Origin of the sequence: Kocuria rosea (assembly GCF_023715525.1) — a bacterium.
Lineage (GTDB): Bacteria > Actinomycetota > Actinomycetes > Actinomycetales > Micrococcaceae > Kocuria > Kocuria rosea_A.
The window spans coordinates 22,378-38,070 of sequence record NZ_JAMBOG010000002.1; the positions used below are offsets into that span (position 1 = coordinate 22,378).

Annotated in this window: 13 protein-coding genes; 2 read left to right on the forward strand and 11 right to left on the reverse strand. The window is 75.2% G+C overall.

Annotated features, from left to right (window positions below; all coding sequences use genetic code 11):
* Positions 1 to 23 precede the first annotated feature (23 nt).
* The 10 genes from trmD to ftsY form a co-directional block, all read right to left on the reverse strand.
* The gene (gene trmD, locus M3185_RS01360; RefSeq protein ID WP_251331884.1) at positions 24 to 848 is read right to left on the reverse strand and encodes a tRNA (guanosine(37)-N1)-methyltransferase TrmD; all 825 of its coding nucleotides are present in this window, start codon (positions 846 to 848) and stop codon (positions 24 to 26) included.
* Complete coding sequence (gene rimM / locus M3185_RS01365) at positions 848 to 1,444, reverse strand: ribosome maturation factor RimM (protein WP_251331885.1); 597 nt, start codon at positions 1,442 to 1,444, stop codon at positions 848 to 850. The genes trmD and rimM overlap by 1 nt, the downstream gene beginning before the upstream one ends.
* Positions 1,445 to 1,598: 154 nt before the next feature.
* A complete protein-coding gene (locus M3185_RS01370; protein WP_251331886.1) occupies positions 1,599 to 1,844 on the reverse strand; it encodes an RNA-binding protein in 246 nt (81 codons plus the stop codon).
* Positions 1,845 to 1,846: 2 nt separating this feature from the next.
* Positions 1,847 to 2,281 (reverse strand): 30S ribosomal protein S16, encoded by a 435-nt coding sequence (gene rpsP / locus M3185_RS01375; protein WP_251331887.1) that lies wholly within the window; start codon positions 2,279 to 2,281, stop codon positions 1,847 to 1,849.
* 236 nt (positions 2,282 to 2,517) lie between these two features.
* The gene (locus M3185_RS01380; protein ID WP_251331888.1) at positions 2,518 to 3,834 is read right to left on the reverse strand and encodes a hypothetical protein; all 1,317 of its coding nucleotides are present in this window, start codon (positions 3,832 to 3,834) and stop codon (positions 2,518 to 2,520) included.
* A 40-nt stretch (positions 3,835 to 3,874) separates the two neighbouring features.
* Positions 3,875 to 4,360: an NUDIX domain-containing protein gene (locus tag M3185_RS01385; protein ID WP_251331889.1), complete on the reverse strand. Its 486-nt coding sequence runs from the start codon at positions 4,358 to 4,360 to the stop codon at positions 3,875 to 3,877.
* A 7-nt stretch (positions 4,361 to 4,367) separates the two neighbouring features.
* Positions 4,368 to 5,960 carry a signal recognition particle protein gene (gene ffh / locus M3185_RS01390; protein ID WP_251331890.1) on the reverse strand — a complete coding sequence of 531 codons (1,593 nt, stop codon included), beginning with the start codon at positions 5,958 to 5,960 and terminating at the stop codon, positions 4,368 to 4,370.
* Between the two features lie 200 nt (positions 5,961 to 6,160).
* On the reverse strand, positions 6,161 to 6,499 hold the full coding sequence (locus M3185_RS01395) for a P-II family nitrogen regulator (protein WP_251331891.1): 339 nt from the start codon (positions 6,497 to 6,499) through the stop codon (positions 6,161 to 6,163).
* 52 nt (positions 6,500 to 6,551) lie between these two features.
* On the reverse strand, positions 6,552 to 7,901 hold the full coding sequence (locus M3185_RS01400; protein ID WP_251332071.1) for an ammonium transporter: 1,350 nt from the start codon (positions 7,899 to 7,901) through the stop codon (positions 6,552 to 6,554).
* A 260-nt stretch (positions 7,902 to 8,161) separates the two neighbouring features.
* Positions 8,162 to 9,307, reverse strand: a complete 1,146-nt coding sequence (gene ftsY / locus M3185_RS01405) for a signal recognition particle-docking protein FtsY (RefSeq protein ID WP_251331892.1) — start codon at positions 9,305 to 9,307, stop codon at positions 8,162 to 8,164.
* Between the two features lie 72 nt (positions 9,308 to 9,379).
* Between ftsY and M3185_RS01410 the strand changes: the two genes are divergently transcribed.
* Positions 9,380 to 10,642, forward strand: a complete 1,263-nt coding sequence (locus M3185_RS01410; RefSeq protein WP_251331893.1) for an MFS transporter — start codon at positions 9,380 to 9,382, stop codon at positions 10,640 to 10,642.
* 42 nt (positions 10,643 to 10,684) lie between these two features.
* Here the strand turns inward: M3185_RS01410 and M3185_RS01415 are convergent, their stop codons facing one another.
* On the reverse strand, positions 10,685 to 14,377 hold the full coding sequence (locus tag M3185_RS01415; RefSeq protein ID WP_251331894.1) for a chromosome segregation SMC family protein: 3,693 nt from the start codon (positions 14,375 to 14,377) through the stop codon (positions 10,685 to 10,687).
* Positions 14,378 to 14,606: 229 nt separating this feature from the next.
* Here M3185_RS01415 and M3185_RS01420 point away from each other — a divergent pair, with 229 nt between their 5' ends.
* Positions 14,607 to 15,632, forward strand: a complete 1,026-nt coding sequence (locus M3185_RS01420; RefSeq protein WP_251331895.1) for a 3-oxoacyl-ACP synthase III — start codon at positions 14,607 to 14,609, stop codon at positions 15,630 to 15,632.
* Positions 15,633 to 15,693 lie beyond the last annotated feature (61 nt).

Genomic DNA, 15,693 nt, shown 5'->3' on the forward strand with positions numbered 1-15,693 from the left:
CCCAGCAGACGCACAGCTGACCATTATGCCACAGGTGCGCCGGGCGCGCCGTCCGCGGCGCGCCCGAGGCGCCCGCCGTCGACCCGCCAGCCCGCCTCCGCGAGCACGGCTCGGTCGGCGCGGTCCAGGGCCGCCGGGTCGAGGGCCGCCACGAGGTCGGGGCGGCGGGCGGCGGTGCGCTGCAGCTGCCGGTCCCGCCGCCAGCGGGCGATCCTGCCGTGGTGCCCGGAGAGCAGGACCTCCGGGACGGGCCGGTCCCGCCACAGCGCGGGCTTGGTGTAGACGGGGTACTCGAGCAGGCCGTCCGAGTGGGACTCCTCGACGAGGGACTCGGGGTTGCCGATCACCCCGGGCACGAGCCGGCCGATCGCCTCGACCATGGCGAGCACGGCGACCTCTCCCCCGTTGAGGACGTAGTCGCCGAGGCTCATGGGGCGGACCTCGAAGTGCTCGCGGGACCAGTCGACGACGCGCTCGTCGATGCCCTCGTAGCGCCCGCACGCGAAGACGAGGTGCTCCCGGTCGGCGAGCTCCCGGGCGGTGGCCTGGGTGAAGACCTCCCCCGCCGGTGACGGGACGACCAGCACGGGCCGCTCCCCCGGCATCCCGGCGACCGGGCCCCGCCCGAGGGCGGCCTCGAGCGCCTGCGCCCACGGCTCCGGCTTCATCACCATCCCGGCGCCGCCGCCGTAGGGGGTGTCGTCGACCGTGCGGTGCCGGTCGGTCGCGTACTGGCGCAGGTCGGTCACGGTGAGCTCCAGCAGTCCCTGCTGCCGGGCCTTGCCGATGAGCGAGAGGTCCAGGGCGGCGAGGTACTCCGGGAAGATGCTGACGACGTCGATCCGCATCAGCGCCCGCCCTCCGCCCCGGGGGCCTCGTGCGGATCGTCCGCGCCGGTGTCCGCGTCGTCGCGGCCGAGCTCCAGCAGGCCGGGCGGCGGGGTCACCACGACGAACCCGGCCTCGGGGTCGACCACCGGGACGATCTCCTCGACGAACGGCAGCACGGCTGTCCGGCCGTCCTCGTCGAGCTCGACCTCGAGCAGGTCCTGGACGGGCATGGTCACCAGCCCGGTGACCACGCCGATGCGGGGCCCGGTGCCGTCCTCGGGGCCGGTGCGCGCCTCGAGGCCGACCAGCTCGTGCTCGTACCAGGCCTCGTCGTCCTCGTCGTCCTCCTGCGCCTCCGTGAAGAGCCGGCACCCGCGCAGCGTCTCGGCGCCGTTGCGGTCGGGGACCTCCTCGAGCCCGACGACGAGCACGGCCTTGTTCCAGCGCGCGGAGCGGACCGTGACGGTGCCGTCGGGGGCGAGCGCGGGCACGGGCTCGACCAGCAGCCGGGCGCCGGGGGCGAAGCGCTCCTCCGGGGCGTCGGTGTACAGCTGCACGGTGACCTCCCCGCGGATGCCGTGCGGCTTGCCGATGCGGGCGACCTGGACCTTCATGGTGCTCCTGAGGGGATTCGACGGGTGCGCGCGGGTCCGCGCGACAGGGGGTGCGCCCGGCGGGCGGGCCGGGAAAGCGCACGGTCCCCGCATCCGGTGCGGATGCGGGGACCGTGCGGGTGGCGGGGCCGGCCGCTGAGGCGCCGGGCCCGCCTCAGCGGGTGCGGCGGTCGGTGTCGACGACGTCGATCCGGACCGGCTCGCCCTGGGCGAGCGCGCCGATCACGGTGCGCAGCGCCTTGGCGGTGCGGCCCTGGCGGCCGATGACGCGGCCGAGGTCGTCCGGGTGGACGCGGACCTCGAGCGTCTCCGAGCGGCGCCCGTTCTTGAGCCGGACGTCGACGTCATCGGGGCTGTCCACGATGCCGCGGACCAGGTGCTCCAACGCGCCGGCGAGCACGACTACTCGGCCTTCTCGGTGTCAGCCGCGGGGGCGTCGTCGGACTGGGCGCCCGGGGTCTCGGCCTCGGCCTTCTCGGCCTTCGGGGTGATCGCCTCGGGGATGATCACGGAGCCCTTGTCCGGGGTGACGAACTCGGCCTTGGCCGCGGGCTGCTGGAGAGTGCCCTCGGCGCCCTCCAGGCCCTTGAAGCGCTGCCAGTCACCGGTCACCTTGAGGATCGCGGCGACGGCCTCGGACGGCTGGGCGCCGACGCCGAGCCAGTACTGGGCCCGGTCCGAGACGACCTCGATGTAGGAGGGGTGCTCGGTGGGGTGGTACTTGCCGATCTCCTCGATGACGCGGCCGTCGCGCTTCTTGCGGGAGTCGACGACGACGACGCGGTAACGGGGATCGCGCATCTTGCCCATGCGCTTGAGACGGATCTTAACAGCCACTGGTGTGGACTCTCCTGGTTCTTGGATGAGGTGAACGCCCTGGTCTCGCTCCCGTGGGGCGGGCCGGTCGCAGGGGTTCGGTGGACACGAGAAACGTGCGGCGAGAGGGACCGCACGCATCGAGTACCCGTCCAGTATGCCAGACGCGGTCAAGTCGGGCGCGCCCGACCCGCCGGTCCCCGGTCCTGGGGGCGGGGCCGGCGGGCGGGAGCGACCGGGGGCGTGCGGTCGCGGCCTCAGCCCAGGCCGAAGAACCGGCGCAGCCGGGCCCGGGAGCCGGACGGGACGGGAGCGGGGACCGCCGCGTCGGCGGGCACCACAGGCTCCTCGGGCTCGGGGGTCGCGGTGCGCCCGGGGCGCTGCCGGCGGGCGCTGCGCAGGGCGGCGTAGTAGGCGCTCTCGGCGGCGGCGTCGGCCAGCAGCGCCGCGGAGAGGGTGCCGAGCACGCGCGCGCCGGCCCTGCCGCGGCGGGCGGCCCCGGCGAGGCCCACGCCAAGCGCGGTCTCGGTCCCGGCGATGGCCAGCAGCAGCTCGGGGCGGCGGACGAGGGCCCGCTGGTAGCGGGCGAACAGTCCGTCCCCGGTGGGGGCGATGGTCATCCCCCGCAGCACGGCCGGGCCCACGGCCGTGGGCTCGTAGTGCTCCGCGTCCTCGAGCTCGGCCGGCGTGCGCCGGCCCTCCACGATCTTGGCGGCGAGCACGGGCAGGCCCACCAGCTGGAGCACGGACTCCAGCACGAGGTCGGTGGAGCCGCCGCGCACGTAGTTGCGCAGCCGGTTCGTCTCGGCCGGGTCGAGGTCGAAGACGGAGGCGACGGACTCGAGCTGCAGCTCGGAGGTCCGGCTCCTGCACAGCTGCACGAGCTCGTGCTCGAAGCGGGCGGCGGGGGTGTCCTCCGCCCCGGCGGCCAGCCCGCCCGCCGGGTGCCACTCGGGCCCCCACTCGAGCACGCACACCGCGTCGGCCGCCTCGAGGTCGGTGACGGACGCCGGGTCCTCCCCCGCGAGCAGGACCTCGAGGGAGCGGGTCGCCCCGTCCGAGGACAGCACCACGGCGGTCTCGGCGAGCCCCGTGCGCACGGCCCAGAAGTCGACCTCGTCGTCGAAGACCACGACGGACCACCCGTGCCGGGAGACGGCGGTGAACCCGGTGCCGGACAGGGCCGCCAGCACGGGCAGCTCCGGGGCGTCGAGGCGCACCAGCAGCACGCGGCGCAGGGAGGGGTGCTCCGGCTGCAGCTGCTGCCCGGTCGCCCGGGACAGGTCCGCGGCGAGCTCGTCGAGGGTGCACCCGGGCTCCACGCCGCCGTCCTCGGCGGCGCGGGCCAGGCGGCCCCCGGCGTCCGCGAGGAACATCAGCTGCGTGGCGCGGGGCCCCTCGGCGCAGGCGCCGATCAGGCGGTGCCGGGCGATGGTCCCGCGCACCCCCTCGTGCGGGGGCCGCGGCCCGGGGGTGTCCGGGGCGGCGGCCTCCTCCGCGCAGAGCACCGTGGCGGGGACCAGGTCCCACGCGGAGGCGGGGGAGGCGACGTCGTCGGCGGGCAGAGAGGTCATGGCGTCCATGCTACGCCGTCGCCCCGGCCCGCCCGGGGGCTCAGCCGGCGTCGTTGACGGTCTCGGCGACGGTGCCGTCCTCGAGGGCGGCCAGGGCCAGGCGCAGGCGCCGGGCCAGGCCGGGGCGCAGGTACCCGTCCAGCTCCTCGGGCGCCGTCCAGCGGTGGCTGAGCAGCTCCTCCTCCTGCACGGTGATGGGCGTGTCGGCGTCGATCACCCCGCCGTCGTAGACGAACGAGACGGAGTCCCCCCAGATGCCCATCGCCACGCCGTGGGCCACGGCCAGCAGCCGCCCGGGCGGCAGGTCCAGGCCGACCTCCTCGGCGACCTCCCGGAAGCACCCGGTGCGGGGGTCCTCCCCCGCCTCCACGGTCCCGCCGGGCACGGTCCAGTCGGACTTGTAGTTGGGCTCGACGAGCAGCACCCGGCCCTGCGGGTCCCGGATGAGCGCCTCGGCGGCGAGCCGTCGGGTGGGCAGGGAGTCGACGAACTTCTTCAGCTCGGCCTCGGAGAGGTAGGACGTCACGGCCGGGTCACTTCCCCAGGAACTTCTCGAAGCCCTTGGGCAGGTTGAGGTCTGCCGGGTCGAGCTCCTGCTGCGGGGTGCCGAAGGCCGAGCCCACGGGCGCCTTCTGCTTGCGCTGCTGCTCCAGGGCGGCGTTCTCCTGCGCCCGCTTGGCCGGGTTGCCCGAGCGGGAGCCGGCCTTCTTCGCGGAGCCCTTGCCCTTGCCCTTCTTGCCGCCGCCCGCGCCGGCGCCGGCGCCGGGCATGCCGGGGATGCCCCCGGGCAGGCCGGGCACGCCCTTGCCCTGGGCCAGGCGCTTCATCATCTTCTGCGCCTGGGCGAAGCGCTCCATGAGCTGGTTGACCTCGGAGACGGTCACGCCCGAGCCCTTGGCGATGCGGGCGCGGCGGGAGCCGTTGATGATCTTCGGGGCGACGCGCTCGTGGGGGGTCATGGAGCGGACGATGGCCTCGACACGGTCGATCTCCCGCTCGTCGAAGTTCTCGAGCTGCTCGCGCATGCCGGCGGCGCCGGGCATCATCATGAGCATCTTCTTCATCGAGCCCATCTTGCGCAGCTGCTGCATCTGCGCGAGGAAGTCCTCGAAGGTGAAGTCCTCCTGGTCGGTGAACTTCCGGGCCATCTTCTCGGCCTCGGCGCGGTCCCACTGCTTCTCGGCCTGCTCGATCAGGGTGAGGACGTCGCCCATGTCGAGGATGCGGGACGCCATGCGGTCCGGGTGGAACTGCTCGAAGTCGCCGACGTTCTCACCGGTCGAGGCGAACATGATCGGCTTGCCGGTCACCGACGCCACGGACAGGGCCGCGCCGCCGCGGGCGTCGCCGTCGAGCTTGGAGAGCACGACGCCGGTGAAGTCCACGCCCTCGTTGAACGCCTGCGCGGTGTTGACGGCGTCCTGGCCGACCATCGCGTCGATGACGAAGAGCACCTCGTCGGGCTGGACGGCGTCGCGGATGTCCCGCGCCTGGGCCATCAGGGCCTCGTCGATGCCGAGCCGGCCGGCGGTGTCCACGATGACGACGTCGTGCAGCCGGGCGCGCGCCTGGGCCACGCCGTCGCGGGCCACCTGCACGGGGTCGCCCGTGGGGTCGTCGAACTCGGAGGTGGTGCCGGGGTGGGGCGCGAACACGGGCACCCCGGCGCGCTCGCCCACGACCTTCAGCTGGGTGACCGCGTTGGGCCGCTGCAGGTCGGAGGCCACGAGCAGGGGCCGGTGCCCCTGGTCCTTGAGCCACTTGCCGAGCTTGCCGGCCAGGGTGGTCTTGCCGGCGCCCTGGAGGCCGGCGAGCATGATGATCGTGGGGCCGGTCTTGGCCATCCGGATCCGGCGGGTCTGCCCGCCGAGGATGTTCTGCAGCTCCTCGTTGACGATCTTCACGACCTGCTGGCCCGGGTTGAGCGCCTCGGAGACCTCGATCCCGAGGGCGCGCTCCTTGACCGCCGCGGTGAACTCGCGCACGACCGGGACGGCGACGTCGGCGTCGAGCAGGGCGCGGCGGATCTCCCGCACGGTGGCGTCGACGTCGGCCTCGGTGAGGCGGCCCTTGCCGCGCAGGTTCTTGAAGGTGGCGGTCAACCGGTCGGACAGTGAATTGAACACGGGTCGAAAGCTGCTTTCGTCGAGGGAGGCGGCCGGCGCGCCGCGGTCTGCACCGCGCCGGCGCCCGGCCCGATACGCCGGGTCAGTCTCCAAGGTTACCAACTCCGGGCGGTGCTGCCCCATGGGCGGCGCCGCCCGGGGACGACGACGGCCGGTCCGCCGCCGGGAAGCGGTGGACCGGCCGTCGCGGGCCGCGGGTGCTACAGGGCGGTCTCGTCGCGCTCGCCCGTGCGCACGCGCACCGCCTCGGCGACGTCGACGACCCACACCTTGCCGTCGCCGGCGCGGCCGGTGTTGGCGGAGGAGACGATGACGTCCACGATGTCGGTCGCCTGGTCGTTGTCGACGAGGATCTCGATCCGGACCTTCTCGAGCAGGTCCACGGTGTACTCGGCGCCGCGGTAGACCTCGGTGTGGCCGCGCTGCTGGCCGTAGCCGTAGACGTTCTGCACGGTCATGCCCTGGATGCCGTAGGACTCGAGCGCGGACTTGATGTCCTTGAACTTGTCCGGGCGCACGATCGCGGTGACGAGTTTCATGGAGAAGCTGCCTTTCGTGGGATGTGGGTGGCGCACGCGGGGAACGAGCCGGTCAGCCGGGCACGCGCTCGGAGCGGGCGGGCTCGGCGCCGGCGGCGCTCCCGGCCTCCGCGCCGGCGGGCACGAACGCGGCCGTCTCCGCCGCGGCGTGGCGGCCCGGGGTGAAGGAGCCGGTGGCGTCGCCGGAGAGGGAGTACCCGGTCTCGGCGTGCTGCGTGATGTCGATGCCGTCGATCTCCTCCCGCTCGGTGATGCGGAAGCCGACGGTCTTGTCGATCACGAAGGCGATCACGAAGGTCAGCACGGCGCAGTAGGCCACGGAGACGACCACGGCCACGACCTGGGTGAGCAGCAGCCCGAAGCCGCCGCCGTAGAACAGCCCCGCGGTGCCCTCGGAGGGCAGGGCCACGAAGCCCAGGGCCACGGTGCCGACGACGCCGGAGACCAGGTGCACGCCGATGACGTCCAGCGAGTCGTCCATCTTCATCCTGTACTTCAGGCCCACGGCGAGCGCGGAGGCGATGCCGGCCACGAAGCCGAGCACGATGGCCCACACCGGGGAGACGTTCGCGCACGCCGGGGTGATGGCCACGAGGCCCGCCACGGCGCCGGAGGCGGCGCCCAGGGACGTCGGGTGGCCGTCGCGGATCCGCTCGGTGAACAGCCAGCCGAGCATGGCGGCGGAGGGCGCCACGAGGGTGTTGATCCAGATCAGCCCGCCCTGCTCCGCGGTGCCCGCGGCGCCGGCGTTGAAGCCGAACCAGCCGAACCACAGGATCGCGGCGCCGAGCATCACCAGCGGCAGGTTGTGCGGGCGCTGGCTCGGGTCCTGGCCGAAGCCCTTGCGGGCCCCGACGATGGAGATGAGGATCAGGGCGGCGACGCCGGCGTTGATGTGCACCACGAGCCCGCCGGCGAAGTCGATGGCCTCGCCGAGCGCGGCGCCGATGGCTCCGTCCTCGGTCAGGAGGCCCCCGCCCCAGACCATGTAGGCGAGCGGGGCGTAGACGAGGGTGGCCCAGACCGGGACGAACAGGGCCCACGCGCCGAACTTGGCGCGGTCGGCGATCGCCCCCGAGATCAGGGCGACGGTGATGATGGCGAAGGTCCCGCCGTAGGCGGCGCCGAGCAGGTCCTCGGTGCCCATGATGCTGCCCAGGGCGAAGGACGGGACGGGGCTGCCCGTGATCCCGCCCAGGAGCGGGTCCCCGCCGCTCATGGAGTAGCCCCACAGCACCCACACGACGGAGACGAACCCGATCGCGATGAAGCTCATCATCATCATGTTGAGCACGCCCTTGGCGCGGGTCATGCCTCCGTAGAACAGGGCCAGGCCAGGGGTCATGAAGAAGACCATGGCGGCTGCGACGATCGTCCAGACGTGTCCGGCGGTGATTTCCACGATCTGCACCTCTCTTCTCTTTCAGGTTGGTCGTTCACCGGTGCCACTGGCCCGCTCCCCATGGGGCCGTCCGGTGCTCACCGTTTCCTTCGAGTCTCCGAGAGAGATGTTTCCGTTGCGCCCGTGCTGCGTTGCCGCCGTGTTTCATGGGTGCCGCAGGGGTTACGGCGGCGTTAAACCGGCGTGGGGGAGCGCGGGAGGGCCACCGGGACGCGCCCGGTGGCCCTCCTGCGCTCCCCCACGGCGGGGCGCGTGCCGCGCTAGTCGAGGAGCGCGTCCACGAAGCTCCCGGGCTCGAAGGGCGCGAGGTCGTCGGGGCCCTCCCCCAGGCCGATGAGCTTGACGGGCACGCCGAGGCTCTGCTGGATGGCGACGACGATGCCGCCCTTGGCGGTGCCGTCGAGCTTGGTCAGGACGATGCCGGTGACGTCGACGGCCTCGGAGAACACCCGCGCCTGGGTCATGCCGTTCTGGCCGGTGGTGGCGTCGATGACGAGCAGCACCTCGTCCACCTCCGCGGCCTTCTCGACGACGCGCTTGATCTTGCCGAGCTGGTCCATCAGCCCCGCCTTGTTCTGCAGCCGCCCGGCGGTGTCGATGAGCACGACGTCCGCCTCCTGCTCGATGCCGGCGACCACGGCGTCGTAGGCGACGGAGGCGGGGTCGGCGCCCTCCGTCGCCGAGCGCACCGTGGGCACGCCCACGCGGGCGCCCCACGTGGCGAGCTGGTCCGCGGCGGCGGCGCGGAACGTGTCCGCGGCCCCGAGCATGACCTCCTTGTCCTCGGCCACGAGCACGCGGGCGAGCTTGCCCACGGTCGTCGTCTTGCCGACGCCGTTGACGCCCACCACGAGCACGACGGCGGGGAGGGGGCCCTTGCGCCCGACGGCCAGGGAGCGGTCCATCGACGGGTCGACCAGCGCGACGAGCTCCTCCCGCAGCATGGCCTTCACGTGGGCGGGGTCGTCGGCGCCCTCGACCTTCACGCGCCGCTGCAGGGCCTCGACGAGGCGCAGGGAGGCGTCCGTGCCGAGGTCGGCGAGCAGCAGCGTCTCCTCGATCTCGTCCCACACGTCCTGGTCGATGCGGTCGCGGGAGAGCAGGGACAGTAGGCCCTTGCCGAAGACGTTGTTGGACTTGGCCAGCCGCCCGCGCAGCCGCGCCATCCGGGAGGCCGCCGACTCGGGCCGGTCCAGGCGCGGGCGCGTGTCCTCCGGGGCGGTCTCCGTGGTGCCCGCCCGCATCTCGCCGGGGGCCTGCACGGGGTCGCCGCCGAGGTCGTCGGGGTCGCGCGTGGAGGCGTAGCCGCCGCGGGGCGCCTTCGGCCCGCGCAGCAGCACCAGACCGAGCAGACCCAGGACCACGACGGCGATGAGCACGTAAACAATGACCGGTATCGAATCCACGTCCCCCAGCTTCTCACACCGCCCTGCCCCGCCGACCGGGCCGCGGTCGGCCCGGGGTCCTAGACTCGTCGGGTGCCCGCTCAGCCTCCCGCCCCCGCGCCCGGCCCGGCCAGCGACCCCGGTCGTGACCGCGTGCCGCAGCAGATCACGGTGCTCGTCGCCGCCGCCTTCGTCATCGCCATCGGCTACGGCATCGTGGCCCCGGTGCTGCCCCAGTTCGCCTCGACCTTCGGCGTCGGGGTGGCCGCAGCCTCCGCCGTGGTCAGCGCGTTCGCCCTCGCCCGCCTGCTCTTCGCGCCCGCGGGCGGGCGGATCGTCAACCGCATCGGCGAGCGCCCCACGTACGTGGTCGGGGTGCTGGTGGTGGCGCTGTCCTCGGCGGCCACGGCGTTCGCGCAGACCTACTGGCAGCTGCTGCTGTTCCGGGGGCTGGGCGGGATCGGCTCCGTGATGTTCACGATCTCCGCGATGGGCCTGATCGTGCGCCTGGCGCCGCCGCAGATGCGCGGGCGGGTCTCGGGCTACTACGCCTCGGCGTTCCTCGTCGGCGGGGTGCTCGGGCCGGTGGTCGGCGGGCTGCTCGCCGGGCTCGGCATGCAGGCCCCGTTCCTGATCTACGCCGGCGCGCTGGTGGTGGCCGTGGCCGTGGTGCACTTCCGGCTCAAGGACGAGGTCCTGGGCGCCGGCCGCGGGGGCTCGGCCCAGCCGGTGATGACCGTGGCCGAGGCCTGGTCGGTGGGCGCCTACCGTTCGGCCGTCGTGTCGAACTTCGCCAACGGCTGGACCTCCTACGGCATCCGCGTGGCCCTCGTGCCGCTGCTCGCGGTGGCCGTGCTGGGGGCGGGCCCCGAGGTGGCAGGCCTCGCCCTCGCGGTGTTCGCCGCGGGCAACGCCCTGGCCCTGACGGTCACGGGCCGGCTCACCGACCGGTTCGGGCGCAGGCCGCTGGTGCTCGTGGGGCTCGTGGTCAACGGGCTCGCGACGATGGCCCTGGGCCTCGCCCAGGACGTGCCGTGGTTCGTGGTGCTCTCCCTCGTCGCGGGCATGGGCTCGGGGACGATGAACCCCGGCCAGCAGGCCGCCGTGGCCGACGTCATCGGCCCCGGGCGGGCGGGCGGGCCCGTGCTGGCCCGGTACCAGATGAGCGCGGACACCGGGCAGATCCTCGGCCCCGTCGTCGCCGGGGCGCTCGCCGACGCCGCCGGCTTCGGCTGGGCCTTCGGCGTCTCGGGGGCGCTGCTGCTCGTGGCGGCCCTGGCGTGGCTGCCGGTCCGGGACACGCTGGAGCGCCCCGGCGCCGTCCCCGTGCCCACGGACGACCCGGGCGGCCGGTAGCGCGCTGCGCCACCCCCGCGGCGCAGCTCGCCCCGGCACCCCTCAGCGCAGCTCGGCGAGGCGCTGCCCGACCACCGTGGTGACGCCGTCGCCGCGCATCGAGACCCCGTAGAGGACGTCGGCGATCTCCATGGTGCGCTTGTGGTGCGTGATGATGATCAGCTGCGAGGTCTCCTGCAGCTGCCGGAAGACCGTCAGCAGCCGCCCGAGGTTGCGGTCGTCGAGGGCGGCCTCAACCTCGTCCATCACGTAGAACGGCGAGGGGCGGGCCTTGAAGATGGCCACGAGCAGCGCGATGGCCGTCAGCGACCGCTCCCCGCCGGAGAGCAGGGACAGCCGCTTGACCTTCTTCCCGGCGGGCCGGGCCTCCACCTCGATGCCGGTGGTGAGCATGTCCGTGGGGTCCGTCAGCCGCAGCCGGCCCTCCCCGCCGGGGAAGAGCGCGGCGAAGACGTCCTCGAACTGCCGGGCGGTGTCGGCGTAGGCCTGCGTGAACACGCGCTCGACGTGGTCGTCGACGTCCCGGATGATGCTGCGCAGGTCCTGCCGGGAGCGCTTGAGGTCCTCGAGCTGCTCGGCCAGGAAGCGGTGGCGCTCCTCGAGGGCGGCGAACTCCTCGAGCGCCAGCGGGTTGACCCGCCCCAGGGAGGCCAGCTCCCTCTCGGCGCGGCGCAGCCGCTTCTCCTGCTCCGCCCGCACGTACGGGCTGCCCTGCGCGGTCCCGGACAGGCCGCCCTGCCCGTCGCCGGCGGGCGGCGGCGCGTCCGGACCGTCCTGCGCGCCGGCGGCGTCCGCGGCGTCCGCGACCGGCTCGGGGACCGGCAGGTGCGGGCCGTAGTGCTCCACGAGCGCGTCCGGGGTCAGCCCCAGCTCCTCCCGGGAGCGGGCCTCGAGGGCCTCGATGCGGGCGCGGTGCTGGGCCCGGGCCAGCTCGTCGCGGTGCACGGAGTCGGTGAGCTGCGCGAGCCGGGCCGCGAGCCGGTCGTCGGCCGCGCGCAGGTCGGCGAGCTCCGCGTCGAGGCCGGCGCGCACGGCCTCGGCCCGGTCGCGCTCGTGGGCGGCGGCGGCCACGGAGGCGCCGACGTGCGCGAGCAGCTGCTCGGCGGCGTCGAGCACGGCCTCGGCGGTGCGGGCCTGGAGGCGCCGGCGCCGGGCCCGGCGCTCGGCCTCCTCCCGGGCCCGGCGCTCGGCCGCGGCGGCCCGCTCCTGGGACGCGGCCCGGGTGCCCACGGCGCGGGCCTGCTCCTCGAGCGAGCGCAGCACCAGCCGGGCCTCGGTCTCCGCGGAGCGGGCGTCCGTGGCGGCGCGCTGGAGCGCGTCGCGGCGGGCCGCGGCCTCCAGCTGCGCGGCCTCGGTGTCCTGCGCGCCGAGGTCCTCGGCGGCCGCGAGGCGCTCGGCGGCCTCCCGCAGGCGCTGCTGCTCGCGCGCGAGGTGCGTGCGCGCGGCGGCGAGCTGGTCGTCGAGGCGCCCGGTCTCGGCCTCGGCGGAGTCCAGGACGGCACGGACCCGGGACAGCTCCGCCGCCGCCCGGTCGGCGGAGCGCTCCGCGGCGCGCAGGGCGGCGGCGGCCTCCTCGGCGCGGGCGCGGGCGGCGTCGCGCGCCGCGCCCGCCGTGCGGGCCCCCGCGCGGGCCGCGTCCAGGGACGCGGCGAGCCGGGCGCGCTCCGCCTCGGCGCGCTCGGCGCCCGCGCGGGTCTCGAGCGTGCCCGCGGCCTCGGCGGCCCCGCCCCGGGCGCTGGAGGCCGTGAAGACGTCGCCGTCGCGGGTCACGGCCGTGAGCCCCGGCTCGGCGGCGGCGAGCTGCGCCGCGGTGGCGGGGTCCTCGGTGAGCACGGTCCGGGCGAGCGCGGCCCGCACGGCCGCGGCACCCGCCGCGGCGCCGTCGTCGCCGGTGTGGTCGCCGGTGTGGTCGCCGGTGTGGTTGCCGGTGCCGCCGGCGGTGCCGGGGCGCAGGACCGAGGCCGCGGCCCGGGTGCCGGGGCGGTCAAGGACGGCCGCGGGCAGCGCGGGCTCCCCCGGGGCGGCGCCGGCCACGAGCAGGTGCACGCGGCCCTCTCCCCCGGCGCGCAGGGACTCGAGCACGGCGAGCGCGGCGTCGTGGGAGCGCACGGCGAGGGCGTCGGCGAGGGGTCCGAGGGCGGCGCTCACGGCCCGCTCCCACCCGGGCTCGACGCCGACGAGGTCCGCGACGGCGCCCACCACGGCCTCGGCGTGCAGCGTGCGCACGGCGCCGGAGCCGTCGGGCTGGCGCAGGGCGGCGTGCAGGGTCTCGGCGCGGGCGGCCTGGGCGTCGTGGGCGCGCAGCAGCTCCTGGGCGGCCGCCTCGGCCTCCCGGGCGGCGGTCCGCGCGCCGGCGTGGGCGGCGGCGGCCCGGTCGTGCTCGGCGCGGGCCCGCCCGGCCGCCGTGCGCGCGTCCTGGGCGGCGAGGGCCAGGCGCCCGGCCTCGGCGCCGGCCTGCTCCCGGCGGGCGCCGGCCTCGGCGTGGGTGGCGTGCAGCCGGGCCAGCTCGTCCTCGGCGGCCTCCACCCGGGAGCGGGCGGCGGCCACGGAGCCCGTGAGCCGGGCCGCGCCCTCGCGGCGGTCGGCGGCCGAGCGCAGCAGCCCGGTGACGACCGCCTCCTGGGCGCGGGCGGCGGCCTCGGCGGCCTCCCGGTCCTCGACGGCGGCGGAGAGGGCTGCGGTGGCGTCCTCGGCCTGCTCCACCAGCCGGGCCTGCTCCTGGCGGGTGCGGGCCGCCTGGGCGGCGAGCCGGTCCGGGTCCCGCCCGGGGTCGGCCGGCTCCTCCGCGGTGCCGAGCAGCCGGCGCCGCTCGGCGGCCAGCGAGGCGAGCGAGCGGTAGCGCTCCTGCACGGCGGCGAGCCGGTACCAGGTGTCCCGGGCGGCGGTGAGGGCGGGGGTGGCCTGCGCGGCGCGCGCCTCGACGTCGGCGCGGCGGGCGCGGCCGGCGTCGAGGGCGCGCTCGGCCTCCGCCTTCTCGGCGCGCAGCCGGCGTTCGAGGTCCTCGTCGACCGCGAGCGTGGTGCGGGCCTGCACGAGGTCGTCGGCGAGCAGCCGCGCGCGGGCGTCGCGCACGTCGTACTGGATGCGCTGGGCGCGGCGGGCGGTCCGCGCCTGCCGGCCCAGGGGGGTGAGCTGGCGGCGCAGCTCGGCCGTGAGGTCCTCGAGGCGGTCGAGGTTGGCCTGCATCGCCTCCAGCTTGCGCAGCGTGCGCTCCTTGCGGCGGCGGTGCTTGAGGATGCCCGAGGCCTCCTCCACGAACCCGCGGCGCTCCTCCGGGGTGGCGTGCAGGACGCGGTCCAGCTGGCCCTGGCCCACGATGACGTGCATCTCCCGGCCGAGCCCGGAGTCGGAGAGCAGCTCCTGGATGTCGAGCAGCCGGCAGGCGCGGCCGTTGATCGCGTACTCGGAGCCGCCGGTGCGGAAGAGGGTCCGGGAGATCGTCACCTCGGAGTACTCGATCGGCAGGGCGCCGTCGGCGTTGTCGATGGTGAGGGACACGTGCGCGCGCCCGAGCGGCGCCCTCCCGGAGGTCCCGGCGAAGATCACGTCCTCCATCTTCCCGCCGCGCAGGGACTTCGCCCCCTGCTCCCCCATCACCCAGGACAGGGCGTCCACCACGTTGGACTTGCCCGAGCCGTTGGGGCCCACGACGGCGGTGACCCCCGGCTCGAACTCGAACGTGGTCGCGGAGGCGAAGGACTTGAACCCGCGCACGGTGAGGGTCTTCAGGTGCACGGGGGAAGCAGTCTCCTGGGGCGGGGTCGGGCGGGCCCCTCGATTCTATCCGCGGGCCGGAGCCCGCCCGCGAGACGGTAAGCCTGCAGAGAAACCGGGCGGGGGGACCGGCTGCCCCGTGACCGGCGACTAGACTGACCGCGACCAGCACCACCCGTCCGCCCTCCGCCGCGGTGCCCTCCACCGGCGGGCCGGACCGTCGACGAGCCCCGAACGAAAGCCAGAGACCTTGACCGGTAACTCCACGATCCGCCACCGCAACGCCGCTCTGCTCGCCATCACGAAGGTGGAGGCGGACGAGGTGGTCCCCTCCTCCCGCGCCGACGAGATCCTCTCGGACACGTTCGCGCGGCTGAAGATGCCGAAGGGGCTGCTGGTACGGCTCGCGGGCGTCAAGGAGCGGCGCGAGTGGGCCCCGGGACGCCACTTCACCGACGGCGCCGTGGAGGCCGGCCAGGCCGCCCTGGACCAGGCCGGCATCCGCCCGGACCAGGTGGGGCTGCTGATCAACGCCTCGGTGACCCGAGACGGCTACGAGCCGGCGGTGGCCGTGTCCGTGCACCACCGCCTCGGCCTGGCCCCCTCCGCCCTGACCTTCGACGTGACCAACGCGTGCCTGGGCTTCGTCAACGCCCTCACGATCGCCTCCACGATGATCGACTCGGGCGCCGTCGAGTACGCCGTCGTGATCGCCGGGGAGGACCCGAGCCCCTGGCACCGGGAGACCTACGAGCGGCTCCAGGCCCCGGACGTGACCCGCGACCAGGTGGTGCGCGAGTTCGCCACCCTCACGCTGGGCGCGGGCGCGGCCGCGGCCGTCGTCGGCCCGGCCGAGCGGCACCCCGAGGGCCACCGCATCGTGGGCTCCGTGGCCCGCTCCGCCACGGAGCACCACGGCCTGTGCATCGGCGGCTTCGACGGCATGTACACCGATGCCACGGGGCTGCTCAAGCACGGCGTGGGCCTGCTCGTGGACGCCTGGCACGACGCGCACGCCGACGGCTGGGACTGGACGGACATGGACCGCTACATCGCCCACCAGGTCTCGACGTCCCACACGAACAAGCTGCTGGACGACGTCGGGATCGACCCCGGGCGCTTCCCGCTGACGTTCCCGTTCTGGGGCAACGTGGCCGCCGCCGCGCTGCCGATGACCCTCGCCCTGGAGGCCGAGCGGCTCGAGGCCGGCCAGCGCGTCCTGTGCCTGGGCGTCGGCTCGGGGCTGAACTCGACGTACATGGAGATCGAGTGGTGAGCCCGCGGCGCTGAGCACCGCACGCCGCACGACCGCCCCGCCCGACCTCCCCCGCTCGACC

What these genes read in the sequence shown, in the direction of transcription:
- M3185_RS01380 (WP_251331888.1), bottom strand. Translation starts at nt 3,834, where the DNA reads ATGACCTCTCTGCCCGCCGACGACGTCGCCTCCCCCGCCTCCGCGTGG.
- rimM (WP_251331885.1), bottom strand. Translation starts at nt 1,444, where the DNA reads ATGAAGGTCCAGGTCGCCCGCATCGGCAAGCCGCACGGCATCCGCGGG.
- M3185_RS01395 (WP_251331891.1), bottom strand. Translation starts at nt 6,499, where the DNA reads ATGAAACTCGTCACCGCGATCGTGCGCCCGGACAAGTTCAAGGACATC.
- trmD (WP_251331884.1), bottom strand. Translation starts at nt 848, where the DNA reads ATGCGGATCGACGTCGTCAGCATCTTCCCGGAGTACCTCGCCGCCCTG.